Consider the following 22,791-nt stretch of genomic DNA (forward strand, 5'->3'; position numbering starts at 1 on the left):
GCGACGGTCGATGCTGGCGGAAAGCTACCGCGAGAAGTTGCGCGCGTTGACGGCCTAGCCGCGCCCTTTCAAAGCATTCCGCTGGTCCTGAGTAGAGACTGAGCGGAGCAAAGCTCGTATCAAAGGACTGCCCGCGCAATGTCCTTCGATATGCCACTCCGCATTCGCTCGGCGGCTACTCAGGACGAACGGGGATCTGGGCGGGTCACCGCTTTCGCGTCAGTTCCCGCATCGCGTCGTCCAGCCCCGCCAGCGTCAGCGGGTACATCCGGTCGGTCATCAGCTCGCGGATGATCTTGGCGCTCTGCGAATAGCCCCATTGCTGCTCGGGCACGGGATTGAGCCAGACCGCCGCGGGATAGGTCGTGGTCAGCCGGTGCATCCATGTCGCGCCCGACTCCTCGTTGAAATGTTCGACCGAGCCGCCCGGGTGAGTGATCTCATAGGGGCTCATCGAGGCATCGCCGACGAAGACGAGCTTATAGTCGTGCGGGAACTTGTGAAGCACGTCCCACATCGGCGTCCGTTCGGCGAAGCGGCGCTTGTTGTCCTTCCACACGCCCTCATAGGGGCAGTTGTGGAAGTAGAAAAACTCCAAATTCTTGAACTCGGTCGTCGCCGCGGAAAACAGCTCCTCACAAAGCTTCACGAACGGGTCCATCGAGCCGCCGACGTCGAGGAACAGCAGCAGTTTGACGGCATTGCGCCGTTCCGCGCGCATCACGACGTCGAGCCAGCCCTGGCGCGCGGTGCCGTCGATCGTCGCGTCGATGTCGAGCTCGTCCGCCGCGCCCTCGCGCGCGAACTTGCGCAAACGGCGGAGCGCGATCTTGATGTTGCGGGTGCCGAGCTCGCGGGTGTTGTCGAGGTTCTTGAACTCGCGCTGGTCCCAGATCTTGAGCGCGCGCTTCTGCCCACCCTCGCCGCCGATCCGGACGCCCTCGGGATTGTAGCCGCCGTTGCCGAAGGGCGAGGTGCCGCCGGTGCCGATCCACTTCGACCCGCCCTCGTGCCGCTTCTGCTGCTCCTCGAGCCGCTGCTTGAGCGTCGCCATGATCTCGTCCCAGGAGCCGAGCGATTTGATCGCCTCCATCTCCTCGGGCGTCAGGAACTTCTCGGCGACCGCCTTCAGCCAGTCGGCGGGAATCTCCGCCTCGGTCTGCCCATAGGTGGTGGCGATCCCCTTGAAGACCTTGGCGAAGACCTGATCGAACTTGTCGAGCAGCCCTTCGTCCTTCACGTAGACCGCGCGGCTGAGGTAATAGAAATCCTCGGGCGTTCGGTCGATCACGTCGGCCCGGAGCGCCTCCAGGAGGATCAGATGCTCCTTCATGCTGGCCGGGATACCGGCGGAGCGGAGCTCGTCGAGGAAGTTGAGGAACATCGCCGCACCTTGGCGGGGAGGGGTTCGCCTGTCTAGCGCCGCGCCGCCGCGGCGCCGGCGCCCGGGACATAGGCGTCGATCAGCGCGCCGACATAATCGGGGTTGCGGGCCGTGATCTCGGGCAGTGGCGGGCCGGGGGCGTAGATGAAGCCGCTCACGGCATAGGTCGTGCCACCCAACCCGGTCGCGTCCTTGTACCAGACCTTGACCTCGCTCCAGTCGTTGCGCGGAGAGACGTCGAACAGCGTCACGTCCTGTTCCGCGTGCCCGCGTTCGCCGTTCTGGCGCGACCAGTTGGCATGAGTGAGCATCAGCACGCGCTTCTCGACGATCCGGCTGACCACGGCGACATGGCCGAGCGGAAGCCGCGCCTGCTTGGCGAACGCCACGACCGAGCCGATCCTGGGCTTGTGCCCGCGATCGTAGCGACCGCTCGCCTGGTCCCACCAGGTCCAGGCGTCGCCGTAGATCTCGATCCCCGACGCCTCGCGGGCGAATGGGACGCACTGACCGACGTAATCGAGAAGATTGTGAGCCATCGCGGGCTTCGCGAAGAGCGAGAGCAGGGCGACGGGGATGAAAGCGAGGGGGGAGCGCTTCATGCCGCCTTCCGTATTTCGGGGAGGTTCGCGCCGTGTTGAAGACTATGGTTAAGGGTGCTTAACCGGCTCCGCCGCCGATCCGGATCAGGCTTGGCCGGTGTCGCTCGGCTCAGTCTGCCGTGCCGCTCGCGGGCGGAGCTTGCCTTGATTGCCCTGCCGGATCGCCTGGCGGTAAAGCGAGGCGGGCGCCGTCAAGATGAGGTGTTTCTTCATCGCGCCGTCGAGCGGTTGCAGTCGTTCATCGGCGATCTTGACCGAGCGTTCCCGCGCCATCTCGACCCGCCGCTCGATCGGTCGACACCAGCTCAGCTTCAGCCAGGCGACCAATTCCCGAATCTGCGCTTCGCCGTCGTCGGCGAAGCGATCGTAATCGAACATCGCCATGTCGATCTTGGTGCGGTATTCGTGAAAGGCCTCAAGCGATCGTTTCCAGTCCTCGACGGCAGCGACGGCGCCCTTCTCCCGGCTCCAACTGGCGTCGTCGGGATTTCGCGCTCGGACTTCGTACGAGGCTGCGACATCGATGATGTTGCGAAGGCAGAAGATCACCTTGGCGTTCGGGAAACTCTCGTGGAGTTGGCCAAACCGGTCGAACAGCAATGGGATCTTGTCGCCCACGAGTTTCGCCTGGGCGTACGTCTCACGCTTTTGCGCGTACACCGGGGCGAACTCGAGCGTGTCGTAGAAGGTGTCGCCGGTGCGGAGACCGAAAAAGCGATCGGGTTCGAAGAGGTCGGGCGTGAGCGGCTCTTTGAAGAAGCGGTTGCCGTAACGCTCGATGCCGATCGCGATCTTCGGATGGGCGTTGAGCAGATTGGCGAACAGCGTCGTGCCGGAGCGCGGGCAACCGCAGACGAAGATGAACTCAGGCACATACTGCTCCTTCACGATCCCGTCGTGTCACAGCCGATCTCGTCGTTCGGCCCGCCGCGGTGAAGCGCGTAGCCTCTAGGCTTGGCCGGGCGCAAGCCGCGGTTCCGCCGCGAACGAGCGAGGTCGCGATGTCGGTTTGTCGCTGCGACCGGCACGGCGCGTCTGATTGCGCCGACGCAGCCCCGCCGCTAGTCGCGACGCGAAGGTCCGCTCCGGCAGCGCGGACCGATGGAGCGATCGGTGCGGCTCAAGGCGTGGGAGAGGGATCAGGACGCGATCTGCGACGCGATCGCTCGTCATCGTGCGCCGTTCAAGATCGTCTTGAAAACCAAGAACGAGACTTTGCTCCTGAAACGGTGGATCGAGCACCACGTCGAAATCGTCGGTGCGGCCGGGCTGATCGTTTTCGACAACGGCAGCACACATCCGGACGTCCTGTCCTATCTCGCGACGATCGCCGATGACGTCTCGATCTATTCCTATGCGTCGATGCACAACACGATCCATCACGATAGCCGGATCTTTCGCGAGCTGTACGTCGCCCTCCGGGCATCGTGCGATCATTATCTGTTTCTCGATACCGACGAATATCTATATTGGGCGAACGACGACGGATCCTACCTCGCGGATCGCACGATCGTCGACCGGGTGGTCGCGGCGGGGATGCCGGCGATCCCCGGCATCTGGGCGGAAAACCAGCGTGGTCAGGCCCGCAGGTTGCGATTGAGCTTCCGGAACAACCGCATCCCCGCCGGGATCAGGGGCGGCAAGCCGATCATGTCGAGCACCGTCCAGGTGAACGGCTTCATGAACCACAACAACCAATTGCCAATCGAGCTATTCGACGACTGTTCCGTCGGCAACGTCGTCATCGGACATCTGAAAGCGTATTCCGCAGAGCAAAGGATCGCCGCGAACATCGAGAAGTTGAGCAGCTACAATCGCGCGACGAACGTTCTCGGCAAGGCAGGACTGGTCGGCACGGCGGTGACCGTCGACGCTCTGCTCGCGCTGAACCGTTCGCTCCTGCCCGGCAACGCAGGACGCTATGTCGACGAACTCCGCCGCCTGATCGCGATCGACCCAAGCGACGCAAAGGACCAGAACGTGCCCGCGGTGCTGTTCGAGAACGGTCGCATGACGTTCATCAACGATCGGGAGCGCGACGAAGTCCTGGCGTTCCTCGCCGATCCCGAGGATACGATCGCTCGGGGACTCCGGAGCCCGCGCTGAGCCAAGTGTTCGGGCTCAGCCCTTCCCGCCCTGACGCCGCGCCATGAACGCCAGCCGCTCGAACAGCATCACGTCCTGTTCGTTCTTGAGCAACGCCCCGTGGAGCGGCGGGATCGCCTTGGTCGGATCGCGGTTCTGCAAGACCTCGAGCGGCATGTCCTCGTGCAGCAGCAGCTTGAGCCAGTCGAGCAGCTCGCTCGTCGACGGCTTCTTCTTGAGGCCGGGGACGTCGCGGACCTCGTAGAAGATGTCCATCGCCTTCGAGACGAGGATCTTCTGGATGCCGGGGAAATGGACGTCGATGATCGCCTGCATCGTGTCGCGATCGGGGAACTTGATGTAGTGGAAGAAGCAGCGGCGCAGGAAGGCGTCGGGCAGCTCCTTCTCGTTGTTCGAGGTGATGACGACGATCGGGCGCTCGGCAGCGCGCACCGTCTCCTTGGTCTCGTAGACGTGGAACTCCATCCGATCGAGCTCCTGGAGGAGGTCGTTCGGGAACTCGATGTCAGCCTTGTCGATCTCGTCGATCAGCAGCACGGGGACCTCGGGGGCGGTGAACGCCTCCCACAATTTGCCGCGGCGAATGTAGTTGGCGATGTCGTGGACCCGCTCGTCGCCGAGCTGGCCGTCACGCAAGCGGGCGACCGCATCGTAATCGTAGAGGCCCTGCTGCGCCTTGGTGGTGGACTTGACGTTCCACTCGATCAGCGGCGCCTTCGCGGCCTTGGCGATCTCGTAGGCGAGGACGGTCTTTCCCGTTCCGGGTTCGCCCTTGACCAGAAGCGGGCGTCGCAGCGTCACCGCAGCGTTGACCGCGACCTTCAGGTCGTCGGTGGCGACATAGCTCCCGGTGCCTTCGAAACGCTGCATGCCGCCATCCTCCATCCTGTTTCGGGTATGGCGATAGCGGGGTTGTGCGGCGCGGCGCAAGCGCGCGCGACGTCAGCGTTTCCGGGCGGCGGCGCGCGCTTCGAGCAACTGCCACAGCCCCCGCTGCTGGGCCAGAAGCTGGCGGCCGCCGAACAGCCGCGCGCGGTCCAGGGATGGTTCGCTTCGCGTCGACGGCTCGTCGGCCGGCAGCTCCAGCGGCGCCAGATCGACGCCCGTGCGCGCGGCGACGCGGTTCACGACACCGCGCACGGCGCGCCAATCGAGCACCAGCGCCACCGCCGCGCCGATCGCGCAGCCCGCGCGGTCGGACCGGGCGAGCGTGTCGAGCGCATGGCGCTGGTGGGCAAGGGTGGCCGCGCTCGCCGCCTGGTTCGGGGTGGAGGGCAGCGGGCCGGCGGCGGCGACCACGGCGGCGAGCGCGTGGCGCTCGGTCGTGAAGGCGTCGGCGGCGTCGGCGAGCCAGCGGCGCAGCGCGCGATCGTCGCTGCGCGCGGTCGCGGCCCCGATCGGATCGGGATGGCCGCCGTAGAGAACGCACAGCGCATGGACCGCATCGGTCAGGTCGCGCGGCTCGACCGAGGTCAGCAGCGCAGCGAGCCACGGCTCACCGGCGCTCCCTTCGGCCCGGACGAGCGCGGCGACGCCGCCGTCGACGTTCGGTGCAGGTGCGACGCTCAGAACCATAGACCCCCGGGGCGCCGCGACCGTGCAAGGGACTCGGCCGGTGCGCTATCGTTCCAAGGCTTATATCAAAGCGAGTAAAAGGAAGGTTGACGCTCCGTTTGCCACGAGCCGCGGCAAGCAGGACGATGCCGCTTCCGATGCCGCGCGGTCGCCGGCCCTATTGGTCCAGGAACGACCGCATCTTGCGGCTGCGGCTGGGGTGCTTGAGCTTGCGCAGCGCTTTCGCCTCGATCTGACGGATGCGCTCGCGGGTGACGCTGAACTGCTGGCCGACTTCTTCCAGCGTGTGATCGGTGTTCATGCCGATCCCGAACCGCATCCGCAGCACGCGCTCCTCGCGCGGGGTGAGGCTGGCGAGGACGCGGGTGACCGTCTCCTTGAGGTTCGCCTGGATCGCGGCATCGACCGGGATCACCGCATTCTTGTCCTCAATGAAGTCGCCGAGATGCGAATCCTCCTCATCGCCGATCGGCGTCTCGAGGCTGATCGGCTCCTTGGCGATCTTCATCACCTTGCGGACCTTTTCGAGCGGCATCGACAGCCGCTCGGCCATCTCCTCGGGCGTCGGCTCGCGGCCCTGCTCGTGGAGGAACTGGCGGGAGGTCCGGACCAGCTTGTTGATCGTCTCGATCATGTGGACCGGGATGCGGATCGTCCGCGCCTGATCGGCGATCGAACGGGTGATCGCCTGGCGGATCCACCATGTCGCGTACGTCGAGAACTTGTAGCCGCGGCGATACTCGAACTTGTCGACCGCCTTCATCAGGCCGATGTTGCCTTCCTGGATCAGGTCCAGGAACTGCAGCCCGCGGTTGGTGTATTTCTTGGCGATCGAGATGACGAGGCGGAGGTTCGCCTCGACCATCTCCTTCTTGGCGATCCGCGCCTCGCGCTCGCCCTTCTGGACCATGTTGACGATGCGGCGGAACTCGCCGAGCGCCATGCCGGTCTGCTGGCTGATCTCGCTGATCTCGGTGCGGATGCGATCGACCGCGGCGCCTTCGTTGGTGGCGAAAGCGGTCCACTTCTTGTCGAGCTTGCCCAGCCCCTGGAGCCAGGTGTCGTCGAGCTCGTGCCCGACGTAGCGGTCGAGGAAGTCCTTGCGGTTGACCTTGTGGCGCTCCGCCAGCCTCAGCATCTGCCCGCCAAGCGCGGTGAGCCGGCGATTGTAGCTGTAGAGCTGGTCAACCAGATATTCGATCTTGGCGTTGTGGAACTGGACCGACTCGACCTCGGCGGTCAGCTCCTCGCGCAGCTTCTGGTACTTACGCTCGTCCGCCGCCGACAGTTCGCCGCCGCCGCCCAGCGCGTCCAGGCGCGAATGCTGAACCTTGGCGAACTTCTTGTAGATTGCGGTGATGTTGGCGAACCGCTCGAGCGCCTGCGGCTTGAGCTGCTCCTCCATCTGCGCGAGGCTGAGGGTGTTGTCCTCCTCCTCGTCGTCCGACGGGCGGGGCGCGCGACGCTCGGTCAGCTCGTCCTCGTCCTCGTCCGCGGGCGCCTCTTCCTTGACGTCCTCTTCCTCCTTGAAGGACGCCCCGGCGGTCTTCTCGCTGATCTCGGCGGTGTCGTCCTCGGCGGCCTCGACCTGCTCGGCGGAGGGGCCCTTGGAGAGCATCGCGTCGAGATCGAGGATCTCGCGCAGCTGCATCGTGCCTTCGTTGAGCGCGGTCGACCAGTCGATGATCGCGTTGAAGGTGATCGGGCTCTCGCACAGCCCGAGGATCATCGTGTCGCGCCCGGCCTCGATCCGCTTGGCGATGGCGATCTCGCCCTCGCGCGACAGGAGCTCGACCGCGCCCATCTCGCGCAGATACATCCGCACCGGATCGTCGGTGCGGTCGATCGTCTCCTTCTTCTTCTCCAGCGTCGGCGCGGCCTCGCCGTCGGCTTCCGCGTCGGCGGCCTCGGGCTCGTCGTCGGTGGCGGCCGATTCCTGCTCGTCGCCTTCCTCGCCCTGCTCCTCATTCTCGACGACGTTGACGCCCATTTCGTTGAGCGCCGCCATGACATCCTCGATCTGCTCGGAGGACATCTGATCCTGCGGGAGCATCTCGTTGAGCTGGTCGACGGTGATGTAGCCGCGCTTCTTGGCGCGGGCGATCAGCTTCTTCACGCCCGTATCGTTCATGTCGAGCAGCGGCGCATCCCCGGTGTCCACCGCCTCGGGAGCTTCCGCCATGTTCGCCTTCGCCATCAATCGTCCTCGGTACCCAGGGCGCGGGCGTCTTCGGTCGCCTGCACCAGATTTGCAAGACGCTCACCGAGCGCCCGTTGTTCATTCACCAGCGCCACCTGCCGCGCGAACGCCGCGTCCGTGAAGCTGGCCTGCATCGCCGCCGTCGCCTCCGCCAGGCCCGCGTCCACCTCCGGCTTGGCGACGAGGATCGCGATTGCCTCGTCGAGGTCCTCGCGTGCCCGCCGCTCGTCCCCCGCCTTCTGGGTGAAGCTATATGGCATGGTGTCGGCCCGCAGCAGCTCGCCCGCGACCTCCGAAAAGCCGGTCTTGGTCAATATGGTGACAAGCTCTCCGCTATCAAGCGAGCCGCCGCCGCGATCGTCCAGGGCGAGATCGACGACCGCCTCGAACAGCCGGCCGAGCGCTCCGTCGACGAAGCGCAGGGAGCCCAGCACCTCCATGTGCCGGGCGATCTCGGCCGGGTGGCGGATGAGCCCGGCGACGACTGCCTTGGCCAGGATCGGATCGATGCCACCGGCGGCGCGGACCTTCTTCGCATCGGCGGTGACCGGGGCGGGGGGCGGAGTCCACTTCTCGCCCCGCTTACGCTGGGCGTAGGGATAGAAGGGCGTGCGCTGCTGCGCCGGCGGACGATTGCGCGCGAACTGCTCGTCGAAGCGATGACGGAAGTCGGCCCTGTATTCGGATTTGACCGAGGCGTCGGCGATCGTGTCGGCCAGGGCGTTCAGCCGCTGGCGAAGTCCGGCGCGCTGCTCCGGCGTGTCGAGCGGCTCGGTAGCGAGCTCGTGCTTCCACAGGCGATCAACCAGCGGCTCGGCGGAGCGGGCGAGCTTCTCGAACGCGGCGGCCCCCTGCTTGCGGATCAGGTCGTCGGGGTCCTGCCCGTCGGGGAGCGTCACGAAGGCGAGGCTGCGGCCGGGGGCGAGCATCGGCAACGCGCGGTGGGCGGCGCGGAGCGCGGCCTTCTGCCCGGCGCTGTCGCCGTCGAGGCAGACGAGGGGCACGTCGGCGATCCGCCACAGCCGTTCGAGCTGCGCCTCGGTCAGCGCGGTGCCGAGCGGGGCGACGACCTCGCCGATCCCCGCCTGCGCCAGCGCGACCGCATCCATATAGCCCTCGACCACGATCACGCGGTCGGCCTTGCGCGCCGGGGCGAGCGCCTTGTCGAGGTTGAAGAGCGTACGGCCCTTGTCGAACAGCGGGGTGTCCGGCGAGTTGAGATACTTCGGCTCGCCGTCCCCGATTACCCGGCCGCCAAATGCGATCACCCGCCCACGTGCATCGCGGATCGGGATCATCAACCGGCCGCGGAAGCGGTCGTATGGCTCCTTTTCCTCGACGCTGATGAGCAGCCCGGCCTCGATCAGCATCGCGTCGCCGAACGCCTTGAGCGCGGTGCGGAGACGCCCGCGCGCATCGGGGGCGAAGCCGAAGCCGAACGCCTTCGCCGTCGCCTCCGAGACACTGCGGCGTTCGAGCAGCGCGCGCGCTTCCGTGCCGTCGAGGCCGTTCAGCTGCTGGCGGAACCACTCGGCGGCGGCCTCCATCGCGTCGGTCAGCGTCTTCTGCCGCTCGATCCGCTCGGCGTCCTGCCGGCTGGGGGCGGGCACCTCCATGCCGGCGGCGGCGGCGAGTTCCTTCACCGCGTCCATGAAGGGGAGCCCGCGCTGATCGGTCATCCAGCGGATCGCGTCGCCGTGCGCCGAGCAGCCGAAGCAGTGGTAGAAGCCCTTGTCGTCGTTGACGTAAAAGGACGGGGTCTTCTCGTTGTGGAAGGGGCAGCACCCCTTCATCTCGCGGCCGGCGCGGGTGAGCTTCACCGTCTTGGCGATCAGCGCCGACAGCGGCGTGCGCGCTCGGAGCTCGTCGAGGAAGGCGGGGGTGAGGGTCATGTCGGCGGTGCCTCGACTGTGCTCGGCACGAACGGGGTGGGCGCGGGTGCCTCGATGGCGCTCGGAACGAACGGAATGGTGGAACGTGCCTCGACCTCCTTCGGCATGTCCGACGCTGGGGATTGCGTCTTATCCCCGTTCGTCCCGAGCGAAGTCGAGGGACTTTGGGACTCAGTGCGGGTCGAAGTCGAGAGACGCTCGGACGGCGGCTTCGCCCAGTAGCTCAGCGCCTGCCAATCGCTCGCGATCAGCGCTTCCTTCTTCTTACGCGACCACGGCGAGATGCGTCGTTCGGCCTCGAGCGCTTCGAGGCGGGACGGGAACTCCTGGCACCAGACGAGGCGGACCGGGAGGCGAAGCGAAGTGAACTCGCAATAGCCCCCGGTTTGGTGCTGGGCGATGCGGCGTTCGAGGTTGTCCGTGTGGCCGGTGTAGTAGCGACCGTCGGCGCAGCGGAGGATGTAGCACCAGAACGGCATGGTTCGCCCTATACCAGATGGCCCTCGACTTCGCTCGGGACGAACGGAGCAAGGAAAACCGTTCGTGCCGAGCGAAGTCGAGGCACCCCAACGCTTAGCCCAGCGCCGCCTTCACCAGCCCGCTCGCCTTGCTCATGTCGAGCACCGCCGCATGGCGCGCCTTCAGCTCGGCCATGACGCGGCCCATGTCCTTCATGCCGCTCGCGCCCAGCTCGGCCTTGATCGTCTCGATCGCGGCGCGGGTCTCGTCCTCGGTCAGCGTGGTCGGCAGGAAGCGCTCGATCACCGCGATCTCGTGCTCCTCGGCCGCGGCGAGCTCCTCGCGGCCGCCCTGGCGGTACATCGCCACCGACTCGCGGCGCTGCTTGACCATCTTTTGCAGCACCTCGACCACCAAGGCGTCGTCGTCGGGGACGGTCGCCTGGGTCCTCGCCTCGATGTCGCGGTTCTTGATCGCGGCCTGCATGAGGCCGATCGCGGCGCGGGCGTCCTTGTCGCCCGCCTTCATCGCCGCGATCTGCGCGGCCTTGATGTCGTCTCGAATCATGCGCCCTTATTGACGAGTGGGGGCCCGCGGTCTAGCGGGCGGGGCTTAGCGACATCGCTGGTTCCAACGAGGAGTGCCCGCCGACCATGGCCGACGCCAAGCCTTTCCGCGCGTCCCAACCAGAGGGAGCCACCGGCGTGCTGGTGCTCGCGAGCGGGGAGGTGGTGTGGGGCCACGGCTTCGGCGCGGAAGGCGAGGCGGTGGGCGAGGTGTGCTTCCACACCGCGATGACCGGCTATCAGGAGATCATGACCGACCCGTCGTTCGCGGGGCAGGTCATCACCTTCACCTTCCCGCACATCGGCAACGTCGGCGCGAACCCCGACGACGTCGAGGCCGACTGGCCGCACGCGCTTGGCATGATCGTGCGCGAGGACCCGACCGCGCCGTCCTCGTTCCGCGCGATGGAGACGCTCGACGGCTGGATGAAGCGCCATGCGCGGATCGGGCTGGCGGGCGTCGACACGCGCGCGCTGACGCGGCGCATCCGGGTCGGCGGCGCGCCAAACGGGGTGATCGCGCATTCGGCGGCTGGGGTGTTCGACCTCGATGTCCTGCTGGCGATGGCCAAGGGCTGGCCGGGGCTGGAGGGGATGGACCTCGCCAAGACGGTGAGCCGCGAGACGCATGGGAGCTGGGACGGCGGGGTCTGGCGGCTGGGGTTTGGGTACTCTCCTCCCCTCCCCGAAGAGGGAGGGGCTGGGGGTGGGTCCGCGACCCGAAGGGGAGCGCCCGAAGCCGGCGACGGGAGCCTCGCTTCGCTCGGCAACCCACCCCCGACCCCTCCCTCTTCGGGGAGGGGAGCAGAAGAGGGCGACCGTCCCCACGTCGTCGCGATCGACTATGGCAGCAAGTTCAACATCTTCCGCAACCTTGTTAAAGCCGGCGCGAAGGTCAGCGTCGTCCCCGCCGAGGCGAGCTTCGACGAGATCATGGCGCTGTCGCCCGACGGCATCTTCCTGTCGAACGGCCCCGGCGATCCCGCTGCGACGGGAGAGTATGCGGTGCCGGTGATCCGGCAGCTGCTCGACACGGGCAAGCCGCTGTTCGGCATCTGCCTGGGCCACCAGCTGCTCGGTCTCGCGGTCGGAGCGCAGACCACCAAGATGTTCCAGGGCCACCGCGGCGCGAACCACCCGGTCAAGCGGCTGAGCGACGGCGCGGTCGAGATCACCTCGATGAACCACGGCTTCGCGGTTGAGCGGGAGTCGCTGCCCGCGGGCGTGCGCGAGACGCATGTGTCGCTGTTCGACGGCTCGAATGCGGGGCTGGAGCTGGACGGCGGGCGGGCGTTCTCGGTCCAGTATCACCCGGAGGCGAGCCCGGGGCCGCAGGACTCGATGTATCTGTTTGAGCGGTTTGTGGGGATGTTGGGGTGAGCCGGTCTAAGAGGATCAAATTAAGCGAGGTAGATTTTCAGCTTCTCACGCTCGCTTACGACACAAACTGGGATGATGCTTGGTGTGTGGACTTTGACCGTTTAGGAAGCAATCCAGCTTGGGGTTTCGATCGAGCGACGCTTGAGGCTTCAGCTCTAAGGTTGCGGGATGCCGGCCTTTTTCAGATCATCCATCTGGATCGTCCTTACCATGCCAGAATAACGGGAAGTGGGCGGGCATTCGTAGAGGCACCTCGAGTTAAGCGCGTACATGTTTCACTAGCGGAGAGGCTTCATCGGGTAAACTGGGCCACTTGGGGCGGCATAGCTTCAATAATCGCAGCATTAGCGGCAATCCCCGCTGCCTACTTTGCATACAAGGCTATGCCGTAATGCCCAAGCGCACCGACATCTCTTCTATCCTCGTCATCGGCGCTGGCCCGATCATCATCGGGCAAGCGTGCGAGTTCGATTATTCGGGCACGCAGGCGATCAAGGCGCTCAAGGAAGAGGGCTACCGGATCGTGCTGGTGAACAGCAATCCGGCGACGATCATGACCGATCCGGAGCTGGCCGACGCCACCTATGTCGAGCCGATCACGCCCGAGGTGGTCGCCAAGATCATCGAGAAGGAGCGGCCCGACGCCGTCCTCCCGACGATGGGCGGGCAGACCGCGCTCAACACCGCGCTCGCGCTCCAGCGCGACGGGACGCTCGAGAAGTTCGGCGTCACCATGATCGGCGCCGATGCCGAGGCGATCGACAAGGCTGAGGATCGGCTCAAGTTCCGCGAGGCGATGACCAGGATTGGGCTCGAATCGGCGCGCTCGGCGATCGCGCATAGCGAGGCGGAGGCGATCGCGGCGCTGGAGATCACGGGGCTGCCGGCGGTGATCCGGCCGAGCTTCACGCTGGGCGGCACCGGCGGCGGCATCGCGTACAATCGCGAGGAGTTCCTGGAGATCGTCCGCAAGGGGCTCGACCTGTCTCCGACGACCGAGGTGCTGATTGAGGAATCGCTGCTCGGCTGGAAGGAATATGAGATGGAGGTGGTCCGCGACCGCGCGGACAACGCCATCATCATCTGCTCGATCGAGAACGTCGATCCGATGGGGGTCCACACCGGGGACAGCATCACGGTCGCGCCCGCGCTGACGCTGACGGACAAAGAGTATCAGATCATGCGCAACGCCAGCATCGCGGTGCTGCGCGAAATCGGGGTCGAGACGGGCGGCTCGAACGTCCAGTTCGCGGTCAATCCGAACGACGGCCGGCTGATCGTGATCGAGATGAACCCGCGCGTGTCGCGGTCGTCGGCGCTCGCCAGCAAGGCGACGGGCTTCCCGATCGCCAAGGTCGCGGCGAAGCTGGCGGTCGGCTATACGCTTGACGAGATCGAGAACGACATCACCGGGGCGACCCCGGCGGCGTTCGAGCCGACGATCGACTATGTCGTCACCAAGATCCCGCGCTTCGCCTTCGAGAAGTTCAAGGGGGCCGAGGCGACGCTCGGCACCGCGATGAAGTCGGTCGGCGAGGTCATGGCGATCGGTCGCAACATTCACGAATCGGTGCAGAAGGCGCTGCGCGGGCTGGAGACGGGGCTGTCCGGCTTCAACATCGTCGACCGGCTGGTCGGCGCGCCCAAGGCGGAGATCGAGGCGGCGCTGGCGACGGCGACGCCCGATCGGCTGCTGGTCGCGGCGCAGGCGCTGCGCGAGGGCTTCACCGTCGCCGAGGTGCATGCGATCGCGAAATACGATCCGTGGTTCCTCGCGCGGATCGAGGAGATCGTCGCGGGCGAGCGCGAGGTGATGGCCGACGGGCTGCCACGCGACGCGGCGGGGATGCGGCGGCTGAAGGCGATGGGGTTCAGCGACAAGCGCCTCGCCTGGCTCGCGCTGCAATCGGCGAACCTGCGCGGCGGGATGGAGCGCGGGATCGCGCGCGGCACCGGGCTGATCCACGAGGCCGTCAAGGCGATGACGGGCGGGGTCAACGAGGACGAGGTGCGCGCGCTCCGTCACAAATTGGGCGTGCGCCCGGTGTTCAAGCGGATCGACACCTGCGCCGCCGAATTCGAGGCGAAGACGCCGTACATGTACTCGACCTACGAGGCCCCGTCGTTCGGCGACCCCGAGGACGAGGCGATGCCTTCCGACCGGCGCAAGATCGTGATCCTCGGCGGCGGGCCGAACCGGATCGGGCAGGGGATCGAGTTCGACTATTGCTGCTGCCACGCCTGCTTCGCGCTCGAAGAGGCCGGGTTCGAGACCATCATGGTCAACTGCAATCCGGAGACGGTGAGCACCGACTATGACACGAGCGACCGGCTGTATTTCGAGCCGCTGACGGCCGAGGACGTGCTGGAGATCCTGCATGTCGAGCAGTCGAAGGGCGAGCTGGTCGGGGTGATCGTCCAGTTCGGCGGGCAGACCCCGCTCAACCTGGCGCGCGCGCTGGAGAAGGCGGGCATCCCGATCCTCGGCACCTCGCCCGATGCGATCGACCTGGCGGAGGACCGCGAGCGGTTCGCGGCCCTGGTCAACAAATTGAAGCTGCTTCAGCCCCTGAACGGCATCGCGCGCAGCCGCGACGAGGCGCTCGCGGTCGCGCACCGCATCGGCTATCCGGTGCTGATGCGGCCGAGCTACGTGCTCGGCGGGCGGGCGATGGAGATCGTCGACTCCGACGGGCAGCTCGAGGATTACATCCATACCGCCGTCCAGGTTTCGGGCGACTCCCCGGTGCTGGTCGACCAGTATCTGCGCGACGCGATCGAGGTCGACGTCGATGCGATCTGCGACGGCGAGGATGTGGTGGTCGCGGGCGTGCTCCAGCATATCGAGGAGGCGGGGGTCCATTCGGGCGACAGCGCCTGTTCGATCCCGCCCTATTCGCTCTCGGACGAGATCGTCGCCGAGATCGAGCGTCAGGCCGACGCGCTCGCGCGTGGGCTCAACGTCGTCGGACTGATGAACATCCAGTTCGCGGTCAAGGACGGGCGCGTGTATCTGATCGAGGTCAATCCGCGCGCGTCGCGGACCGTGCCGTTCGTCGCCAAGGCAATCGGGGTGCCGATCGCCAAGATCGCCGCGCGCGTGATGGCGGGCGAGAAGCTGCGCGATCTGCCGGCGATCGACCGGAGGATCGATTATTTCGCGGTCAAGGAGGCGGTGTTCCCGTTCAGTCGCTTCCCCGGGATCGATCCGGTGCTCAGCCCCGAGATGAAGTCGACCGGCGAAGTCATGGGGATCTCTCCCGATTTCGGGATCGCCTTCGCCAAGGCACAGCTGGGAGCGGGGACCGTGCTGCCGGAAGGCGGGGCGGTGTTCGTCAGCGTCAAGGACTCGGACAAGCCGCTGGTTCTGCCGGCGGCTCGCGCGTTGTCGGACGCGGGCTTCACGATCGTCGCGACCGGAGGCACCGCCGACTATCTCGAGCGCGCGGGTCTTCCGGTCGAGCGCGTGAACAAGGTCGCGCAGGGCCGGCCGCATATCGTCGATCGGATCAAGGACGGCGACATCGCGCTGATCTTCAACACGACCGAGGGCTGGCAGAGCCTGAAGGACTCGCAGCCGATCCGCTCGGCCGCGGTCGGCGGGCGGGTGCCGTACTTCACGACGGCGTCGGCGAGCATCGAGGCGGCAAAGGCGATCGCGTCCGGATCGATCCGCAACCTTGAAGTACGCCCTCTGCAGTCCTATTATTTGCGGCCGCACAACTGATCCCCCACATCTGCCAAAAGCGTGCGAGGCGGCTTGCAGGGAGCCGCCGGGGGCCGGGTTTATGAACAAGGGACATGCGATGGCGACCGTCGAGAAGATGCCGATGCTCCAGGAGGGCTATGAGACGCTCACCGCGGACCTGCGGCGCCTGAAAGCGGAACGGCCGCTGGTCGTCGATGCGATCGAGGAGGCGCGCGCGCACGGCGACCTCTCCGAAAACGCCGAATACCACGCCGCCAAGGAGCGCCAGGGGCAGATCGAGGCGTCGATCTCCGACATCGAGGACAAGCTCAGCCGCGCGCAGATCATCGATCCGCGCGACCTGTCGGGCGATCGCATCGTGTTCGGCGCCACCGTCACCCTGCTCGACGACGACGACAAGCCCGTGAAGTACCAGATCGTCGGCCAGACCGAGGCCGATGCGAAGACCGGACGGATCAGCTACAATTCGCCGCTGGGCCGGGCGCTGATCGGGCGCAGCGTCGACGACGAGGTCGAGGTGACGGTGCCGTCGGGCGACCGCTATTACGTCGTTTCGAAGATCGAGTTCATCTGAGCACGGTGCCGCTGCCGGCCGGGTTCGCCGAGGCGATCGGCGGCCGGCGGTGGCTTCGCGAGGAGTCGGGCGAGTCGGGCGGAGCCGTGTTCCGACTGTCGGGCGACGAGGGCGATCTCTTCCTGAAATACGGCGAAGGCGCGGTCGCGGACGCGATCGTCGGCGAGGCTGTGCGGCTGCGCTGGCTTGCGGGCCGCGTTCCGACCGCGCGAGCGGTGGCGTTCGCGGCCGAAGAGACGCGGGCTTGGCTGCTGACTGGCGCGCTGGCCGGCCGATCCGGGGACGGCTGGCTCGATCGCGAGCCGGCGTTGCTCCCGCGGATCATCGATGCCTTCGCGGGATTCCTGCGGTGCCTTCACGCGGTCGATCCAACCGACTGCCCGTTCCGTGCGGACGCCGCGATCCGGATCGCCGACGCGCGGCGGCGGGTCGATGCGCGGCTGGTCGACGAAGACGACTTCGACGACGATCACCGCGGGTGGAGCGCGGAGGCGGTGCTTGCCGAGGTCGTGCGGCTCGCGCCGGCGGTGAAGGCGGGCGTGCTGACGCACGGCGATTTCTCGCTCGGCAATCTGATCCTCGATGAGGAGATGCGCGTCACCGGCTGCATCGACGTGGCGCGGGTCGGCCTGGCCGACCCTTATCAGGATATCGCGGTGTTCTGGCAGAATGGCGGAATATGGCGACACGGCGCAGCGACGCTTTCTCGGCGCGGTCGGCATCAGCGAGCCCGATCGGGACCGCCTCGACTTCCATCGCTGCCTCGACGAACTGTTCTGACGCCCGACGCGGGCGGGATCGGCATCATTCTCCCACCGGGTCGGGGGCGAACCTACAGGTCCGGCTCAAGCAGCCGATGCAGGTGCACCACGACGAACTTCATCTCGGCGTCGTCCACGGTGCGCTGCGCCGCGCCCCGCCAGGCCTTTTCGGCGGCGGCATAGTCTGGGTAGATGCCGACGACCTCGATCGTCGTCTCGTCGAAGTCGAGGGTCCGCGGGTCCTTGACGCGGCCGCCGAATACCAGGTGAAGTTTGCTCATCGCGACGCCTTACCGCTGCGGTGCAGCGGAATGAAGCGGCTTATTGCGCGCGCGCCGCGTCCTTGCCCGCGCTGACCGCCGCCGAACCGGCGCTCGACGCCGCCTTCATCACGCCGTCGACGAGCGAATGGACGCGGTCCTGCGCGGACGAGCGGGTCAGGCCGACCTGGTCGAGTTCCTGCCGGCCGGCGTCCTTGGCGGCGGTGATGGCCGCCGTCAGCGATGCGCCGATCCGCTTGCCCACGGGCGCGAGCAGATCCTTCTCGCGCGCGCTGCGCGGCAGCACCGCGGCGACGAGCGCCCCGAGTGCGAGACCGCCGACAAGCACGCCGACGGGATTGCTCTCGAGCGTCGCGGCGGTCTGCTGCGCCGCCTTGCCGGCGGCGTCGCGTGCGCTCTCGATCGCCTGCGTGGCGCTTTCGCGCGCCTGGTCGATCTTGCCCTGGGGCTCGGTCGTGTGCTGGTCGGTCATCGTCTCTTCCTTTCGCCGGCGGTCCGGCTCGATGGGTGGGAGGTCATTTGCGGCGCACCAGCGACCACAGCCGCCGGCGCGCCAGGAAGGCGGCGATGGCGGCCGCTCCGCCGATCACCGCAGCGGGGTTGGTCTTCGCGGCCTCCACCCCCGAGTCGATCGCCTTGCGGCCGGCGTCGGTCAGCGTGTCGACCGCGTCCTTGGCGAGCGCCTCCGGTGCGAGGCGCCCTTGCAGCATACCCACGGTCGAACTCAGGCGCTGGCGCGCGGCCGCGGCGCGGGCTTCGGCGGCGGCGACGTCGCTCATGTCGGTCACGGCGCGATCCCCGGCGCGGGCGCGAGATGGCTCTTGCCGATCAGCGCGAGAATGGCCGCGATCGCGAGCGTCACCCCGATCACGATCAGAGTCGCCCAGCCGGGGCCGAGCAGCGTCGCGATCGTCAGGATCAACCCGACGAGCAGTGCCGGGAGCGCGGCGAGCGCCAGCACCGCGGCCGCACCGAAGAAGATGCCCGCGCTCTTGTAGCGGTCGACCTTCTCCAGTGCCTTCGTCTTCGCGACCGCGACCTCGGCGGACGCGAACTCGCGCGCGTCGGCGGTGAGCCGATGGACGAGATCGCCCATGCTCGCCGCTTCGAGATCGACGTCCGCGCGCGGCATCACGTCAGGCTTGATCGCGCTGCTCGAGGCCGGCAGCGGCGAGCCGCGCGACGACGAAGCCGAGCGCCGTGGCGATGCCGATGGCGGCGGCAGGGCTCTTGCGCACGAACTCGCGCGCCATCTCGAGCATGTCGTCGATGGACTTCTCGTTCAGCGACGAGGAGAAACCCTGGACGTGGTCCGCGGTCGAGCGGGCGTATTGGCCGAACTGCCCGCCCAGCTTCTCGTCGACCTGGTCGGCGGCGTCGGACAGCATCCTGGCCAGATCGTCCAGCGCGCCGGTCGCCCGCGCCTTGCCATCGTCGGCGAACTTGCGGACGGTATCGGTCGCCTGGCCGCGGAGCTCCGCGGTCTTGTCGGACAAGGTCTGCTTGATCGACGCGGGCTCGGCCGGTTGCTCGGGTGCGGACACGTCGTCGCCGCCCGCCTCCGCCACGGCTCCCGCGCCGACTTCGCTCTCGGACGCGCCGCCGGGCGAGGAGGTGGGGTCGGCGGCGGTCGCCGCATGGCTGGCGGAGAAGTCGGCGTCGGTCATCGGCCTCGGGGTTGCGGTGTCGGTCATCGCTCGGGTCCTTACCTGGGTCGCGCAGAGAACCGGCGGCTTCCCACTCCGGTTCCGTCCGATTTGCGAGCCCGCTTCCATCCGGATAGAGGCTCGCCGTTCCCGAGCTAGAAGGATCGTTCCGTGACCGCAATCATCGACCTCCACGCCCGTCAGATCCTCGACAGCCGCGGGAACCCGACCGTCGAGGTGGAGGTGATGCTGGAGGACGGCGCGTTCGGCCGGGCGGCAGTCCCTTCGGGCGCGTCGACCGGGGCGCACGAGGCGGTCGAGCGGCGCGACGGCGACAAGACCCGCTGGGGCGGGAAGGGCGTCGACGCCGCGGTGGACGCGGTGAATTCGGAGATCGCCGAGACCGTGGTCGGCATGGAGGGCGAGGACCAGCGCGAGCTCGACCTGGCGCTGATCGACCTGGACGGAACGCCGAACAAGAGCCGCTTGGGCGCGAACGCGATCCTGGGCGTCAGCCTCGCCGCGGCGAAAGCGGCGGCGGACTCGCGCGGGATGCCGCTCTATCGCTATGTCGGCGGGGTCAACGCGCACGTGCTGCCGGTGCCGATGATGAACATCATCAACGGCGGCGAACACGCCGACAACCCGATCGACTTCCAGGAATTCATGGTCATGCCGGTCGGCGCGCCGACGCTGGCCGAGGCGGTGCGCTGCGGAGCGGAGATCTTTCACACGTTGAAGAAGGGGCTGCACGACAAGGGGCTGTCGACCGCGGTGGGCGACGAGGGCGGGTTCGCGCCGAACCTGGCGAGCACCACCGACGCGCTCGATTTCATCATGCGCTCGATCGAGAAGGCGGGCTATACGCCGGGCGACGACGTGATGCTCGCGCTCGACTGTGCGGCGACCGAGTTCTTCCGGGATGGCAGGTACGAGATCTCCGGCGAGGGGCTGACGCTCGAGCCCGGCGCGATGGCCGACTATCTGGTCGACCTGGCGAACCGCTATCCGATCCTGTCGATCGAGGACGGGATGGCCGAGGACGATCTCGAGGGCTGGAAGGCGCTGACCGACAAGCTGGGATCGCGGGTCCAGTTGGTCGGCGACGATCTGTTCGTGACCAACCCCGAACGGCTGCGCATGGGGATCGCCAAGGGGCTGGCGAACTCGCTGCTCGTCAAGGTCAACCAGATCGGCACGCTGTCCGAGACTCTGGATGCGATCGCGGTAGCGTCGCGGGCGGCCTATACGTCGGTGATGTCGCACCGCTCGGGCGAGACCGAGGATGCGACGATCGCCGACCTCGCCGTCGCGACCAATTGCGGGCAGATCAAGACCGGCAGCCTCGCGCGGTCGGACCGGCTGGCGAAGTACAACCAGCTGATCCGGATCGAGGAGGAACTGGGCGCCGTCGCCCGCTATGCCGGACGCGATGTGCTGCGGATGCGCTAAATCCGTTTGATTCCGGCGAGTCGTCGGCGCTACATGCGTTTCCATGGGGAAGAAGGCCACCGATGTGCGCGCGGTCCTGCGGCGGGCGATGATGCCGGCGGCGGCGTTGGCGCTGATGGGCTTCTTCGGCGCCTATGCGGTGATCGGCACGAACGGGGCGCTGGCCTATGGCGACTATCACCGGCAGCTGGGCAAGAAGGAGCAGCAGCTCGCTGCGCTCGAAGCGCGGCGCGAGGTCCTGCGCAACCGCGTGGCGCTGCTCGATCCGCGGCACGCGAACCCCGATCTGGTCGACGAGCTGGTCCGCAAGGAACTCAATGTCGCGCATCCCGACGAAGTGATCCTGCCGGTGCCGAAGTGACCGTCGCCGCGGCCGCGCGGGCGACCAGATAGGCGCGGATCGCCGAGACTTCCGGCGGGGCAAGCGCGCTCAGTCTCTTCGGGCCTTCCTCGCTCATCTCGTTCGCAGGCCGGCCGTCTTGCTTGAGCCCGGTCTTGAGCAGCCGCGCGAATGCCGCGGGTTCATAGGCGGCGGCGATGGCGAGATCGGGCGGGTCGCCGGGATGGGGGTCGCGCGCGCCCTTGAGATCGGGTCCGTGGCACTCCGCGCAGGTGAGCGAGGCCAGGTACCGGCCGCGCGCATGAGCGGGGCCCGCGTCGAACGGCAGACGGCCGGCGACCCGCTGCGCTTGCGCGGCGGAATCGGAGTAGCCGGCGGCGACCATCCTGGCGAAGCCCGGACCGGGCCGCTTGCGCGGGTGATCGACGCCCGTCGGCGGGACGGTCCGCAACCAGGCGATCAGCGCCGCCATGTCGCGCCGGGAAAGGCGCGCATGGGCGAAGGTGGGCATGAACCAGAGCGCCGATCCGTCCGGGCGTTTTCCCACCCTGAGCGCGGTCTCGATCTGGCGATCGGACCAGCGCGGCAGGATGCGCGAAAGGTTGCTGCTCCATGCGACGACGGACTTCGGGTCTTCCTCAAACAGGTGGCCGTCGAGCCTCTTGCCGTGGCAGCTGGTACAACCCATCACCGTCGCCAGATGCTCGCCTCGCGTGACCGCACCCGTCTCGAGCGCGGGCGCATGCCCCACCCCCGAGACCGCCGCCAGCGCCGCCATCCCCATGCCGATCACCCGTGCGATCATGCGTGATCCTCCCCGATCCGCGCCTTAGCACGACCGGGGAGGGATTGCAGGTGGGTCAGCGCCCCAGGAAGGTGAGCAGGTCGTCGTTAAAGCGATCGCCGGCGGTGACCGTCAGGCCGTGCGGTTCACCGTCATATTCGACGAGCTGCGCCCCGGCGATGCCCTTCGCGGCGGCGCGGCCCGAGGTGTCGATCGGGACCGTCGCGTCCCCGGTGCCGTGGACGACCAGCGTCGGTACCCGGAAGGCGGGGAGGTCCGGGCGGAAATCGGTGTGGCCGAAGCTCTCCGCGCAGGCGAGCGTCGGCTTCAATCCCGCCTGCATCGCCACCGTCCAGGCCCAGTCGAGCCGCCCGTCGCTGACCGGCTTGCTCAGCATGCCGACGCCGTAGAAGCTCCTGAAGAACGACTTGAAGAACCCCGGGCGGTCATCCTCGATCCCCTTGCCGATCTGCGCCAGATCCTCCGCCGCCACGCCGTGCGGATTGTCCTCGGTCTTGAGCATGTACGGGACGACCGAGGCGACGAGCGACGCGGCGACCACGCCCTTGCCCTCGTGCCGGCTCATGTAGCGCGCGACCTCGCCGCCGCCCATCGAGAAGCCGACGAGGGTCGCGTCCTCGCGTGCGCCCGCGGCGTCCATGACATCGGCGAGGTCGTCCGCCAATGTGTCGTAATCGTATCCGCTCCACGGCTGGCCGGACCGGCCGAACCCGCGACGATCGTAGGCGATCGCGCGGAAGCCCGCGTTGGCGAGCGCGACCCCGGTCTCGTCCCAACTGTCGCTGGACAGCGGCCAGCCGTGGATCAGCACCACGGGGCGGCCGGAGCCCCAGTCCTTGACGTAGAGATCGGTGCCGTCGCGCGTCTTGACGTAGGGCATGAGTCATTTCCTTGAGAGATGGCGTTGTCCACCGAACGGGCCGACACCGGCGTCGTTCCTGCCCCCTCGCGGGTCTGTGCGGATACGTACCCGCCTCTCGTCGCCGCGGCGGCGGATGGTCGTCGAGGACAGCCATCAGGACAACGGCGACGCATGGCGGCGATGCAGGGTGGAAGGCG

The 22,791-nt window shown here is 67.4% G+C and carries 22 protein-coding genes and 1 pseudogene; 7 read left to right on the forward strand and 16 right to left on the reverse strand.

Annotation, left to right across the window (positions count from 1 at the left end; translation table 11 throughout):
- Positions 1-205: 205 nt before the first annotated feature.
- The 3 genes from AC4GYY_RS02795 to AC4GYY_RS02805 all read right to left on the reverse strand — a co-directional run bounded on the left by AC4GYY_RS02795 (position 206) and on the right by AC4GYY_RS02805 (position 2,859).
- Entirely contained in the window at positions 206-1,384 is a 1,179-nt protein-coding gene (locus tag AC4GYY_RS02795; protein WP_491118614.1) for a vWA domain-containing protein, read from the reverse strand.
- A 32-nt stretch (positions 1,385-1,416) separates the two neighbouring features.
- Positions 1,417-1,986 (reverse strand): CHAP domain-containing protein, encoded by a 570-nt coding sequence (locus AC4GYY_RS02800; RefSeq protein WP_491118616.1) that lies wholly within the window; start codon positions 1,984-1,986, stop codon positions 1,417-1,419.
- 84 nt (positions 1,987-2,070) lie between these two features.
- Positions 2,071-2,859, reverse strand: coding sequence for a sulfotransferase family protein (locus tag AC4GYY_RS02805; RefSeq protein ID WP_491118618.1), 789 nt, complete (start codon positions 2,857-2,859; stop codon positions 2,071-2,073).
- Positions 2,860-3,099: 240 nt separating this feature from the next.
- Here AC4GYY_RS02805 and AC4GYY_RS02810 point away from each other — a divergent pair, with 240 nt between their 5' ends.
- A complete protein-coding gene (locus AC4GYY_RS02810) occupies positions 3,100-4,092 on the forward strand; it encodes a glycosyltransferase family protein (RefSeq protein WP_491118620.1) in 993 nt (330 codons plus the stop codon).
- A gap of 15 nt (positions 4,093-4,107) precedes the next feature.
- Here the strand turns inward: AC4GYY_RS02810 and AC4GYY_RS02815 are convergent, their stop codons facing one another.
- The 6 genes from AC4GYY_RS02815 to AC4GYY_RS02840 all read right to left on the reverse strand — a co-directional run bounded on the left by AC4GYY_RS02815 (position 4,108) and on the right by AC4GYY_RS02840 (position 10,785).
- Complete coding sequence (locus tag AC4GYY_RS02815; RefSeq protein ID WP_491118622.1) at positions 4,108-4,962, reverse strand: AAA family ATPase; 855 nt, start codon at positions 4,960-4,962, stop codon at positions 4,108-4,110.
- Between the two features lie 72 nt (positions 4,963-5,034).
- A complete protein-coding gene (locus tag AC4GYY_RS02820; protein ID WP_491118624.1) occupies positions 5,035-5,667 on the reverse strand; it encodes a DUF6975 family protein in 633 nt (210 codons plus the stop codon).
- Between the two features lie 157 nt (positions 5,668-5,824).
- Entirely contained in the window at positions 5,825-7,864 is a 2,040-nt protein-coding gene (gene rpoD / locus AC4GYY_RS02825; protein ID WP_491118626.1) for an RNA polymerase sigma factor RpoD, read from the reverse strand.
- On the reverse strand, positions 7,864-9,759 hold the full coding sequence (gene dnaG / locus AC4GYY_RS02830; protein ID WP_491118628.1) for a DNA primase: 1,896 nt from the start codon (positions 9,757-9,759) through the stop codon (positions 7,864-7,866). The genes rpoD and dnaG overlap by 1 nt, the downstream gene beginning before the upstream one ends.
- Positions 9,756-10,238 carry a GIY-YIG nuclease family protein gene (locus AC4GYY_RS02835; RefSeq protein ID WP_491118630.1) on the reverse strand — a complete coding sequence of 161 codons (483 nt, stop codon included), beginning with the start codon at positions 10,236-10,238 and terminating at the stop codon, positions 9,756-9,758. Before AC4GYY_RS02835 ends, dnaG begins: the two co-directional genes overlap by 4 nt.
- Before the next feature lie 94 nt (positions 10,239-10,332).
- Positions 10,333-10,785, reverse strand: coding sequence for a GatB/YqeY domain-containing protein (locus tag AC4GYY_RS02840; protein WP_491118632.1), 453 nt, complete (start codon positions 10,783-10,785; stop codon positions 10,333-10,335).
- An 86-nt stretch (positions 10,786-10,871) separates the two neighbouring features.
- Here AC4GYY_RS02840 and carA point away from each other — a divergent pair, with 86 nt between their 5' ends.
- From carA to AC4GYY_RS02860, 4 genes and pseudogenes are all read left to right on the forward strand, one after another.
- Positions 10,872-12,164 (forward strand): glutamine-hydrolyzing carbamoyl-phosphate synthase small subunit, encoded by a 1,293-nt coding sequence (gene carA / locus AC4GYY_RS02845; protein WP_491118634.1) that lies wholly within the window; start codon positions 10,872-10,874, stop codon positions 12,162-12,164.
- A gap of 391 nt (positions 12,165-12,555) precedes the next feature.
- Positions 12,556-15,891: a carbamoyl-phosphate synthase large subunit gene (carB, locus tag AC4GYY_RS02850; RefSeq protein ID WP_491118636.1), complete on the forward strand. Its 3,336-nt coding sequence runs from the start codon at positions 12,556-12,558 to the stop codon at positions 15,889-15,891.
- Positions 15,892-15,970: 79 nt separating this feature from the next.
- Positions 15,971-16,447 carry a transcription elongation factor GreA gene (gene greA / locus AC4GYY_RS02855; protein ID WP_491119280.1) on the forward strand — a complete coding sequence of 159 codons (477 nt, stop codon included), beginning with the start codon at positions 15,971-15,973 and terminating at the stop codon, positions 16,445-16,447.
- Positions 16,448-16,452: 5 nt separating this feature from the next.
- Positions 16,453-17,076, forward strand: a pseudogene (locus AC4GYY_RS02860) (phosphotransferase); the annotation flags it as partial.
- 203 nt (positions 17,077-17,279) lie between these two features.
- Here AC4GYY_RS02860 and AC4GYY_RS02865 read toward each other — a convergent pair.
- Genes AC4GYY_RS02865 through AC4GYY_RS02885 form a run of 5 tightly spaced genes read right to left on the reverse strand, consistent with a single transcriptional unit; the run spans position 17,280 to position 19,183 of the window.
- Positions 17,280-17,489, reverse strand: coding sequence for a DUF4170 domain-containing protein (locus AC4GYY_RS02865; protein WP_491118638.1), 210 nt, complete (start codon positions 17,487-17,489; stop codon positions 17,280-17,282).
- Positions 17,490-17,529: 40 nt separating this feature from the next.
- Positions 17,530-17,961 (reverse strand): hypothetical protein, encoded by a 432-nt coding sequence (locus tag AC4GYY_RS02870; protein ID WP_491118640.1) that lies wholly within the window; start codon positions 17,959-17,961, stop codon positions 17,530-17,532.
- A 43-nt stretch (positions 17,962-18,004) separates the two neighbouring features.
- Positions 18,005-18,268 (reverse strand): DUF3618 domain-containing protein, encoded by a 264-nt coding sequence (locus tag AC4GYY_RS02875; RefSeq protein WP_491119281.1) that lies wholly within the window; start codon positions 18,266-18,268, stop codon positions 18,005-18,007.
- Between the two features lie 5 nt (positions 18,269-18,273).
- Positions 18,274-18,621: a phage holin family protein gene (locus tag AC4GYY_RS02880; protein WP_491119282.1), complete on the reverse strand. Its 348-nt coding sequence runs from the start codon at positions 18,619-18,621 to the stop codon at positions 18,274-18,276.
- 4 nt (positions 18,622-18,625) lie between these two features.
- Positions 18,626-19,183, reverse strand: a complete 558-nt coding sequence (locus tag AC4GYY_RS02885; RefSeq protein WP_491118642.1) for a hypothetical protein — start codon at positions 19,181-19,183, stop codon at positions 18,626-18,628.
- A 123-nt stretch (positions 19,184-19,306) separates the two neighbouring features.
- On the opposite strand from AC4GYY_RS02885, the gene eno reads away from it, so the two are divergent.
- Both eno and AC4GYY_RS02895 read left to right on the forward strand, forming a co-directional pair.
- A complete protein-coding gene (gene eno, locus AC4GYY_RS02890) occupies positions 19,307-20,587 on the forward strand; it encodes a phosphopyruvate hydratase (protein WP_491118644.1) in 1,281 nt (426 codons plus the stop codon).
- A gap of 43 nt (positions 20,588-20,630) precedes the next feature.
- Positions 20,631-20,948 carry an FtsB family cell division protein gene (locus AC4GYY_RS02895; protein ID WP_491118646.1) on the forward strand — a complete coding sequence of 106 codons (318 nt, stop codon included), beginning with the start codon at positions 20,631-20,633 and terminating at the stop codon, positions 20,946-20,948.
- Here the strand turns inward: AC4GYY_RS02895 and AC4GYY_RS02900 are convergent.
- Positions 20,902-21,732: a c-type cytochrome gene (locus AC4GYY_RS02900; RefSeq protein WP_491118648.1), complete on the reverse strand. Its 831-nt coding sequence runs from the start codon at positions 21,730-21,732 to the stop codon at positions 20,902-20,904. The genes AC4GYY_RS02895 and AC4GYY_RS02900 overlap by 47 nt on opposite strands.
- 55 nt (positions 21,733-21,787) lie before the next feature.
- On the reverse strand, positions 21,788-22,612 hold the full coding sequence (locus AC4GYY_RS02905; RefSeq protein ID WP_491118650.1) for an alpha/beta fold hydrolase: 825 nt from the start codon (positions 22,610-22,612) through the stop codon (positions 21,788-21,790).
- Positions 22,613-22,791 lie beyond the last annotated feature (179 nt).

The sequence above is a fragment of the Sphingomonas sp. SP6 genome (assembly GCF_058313435.1).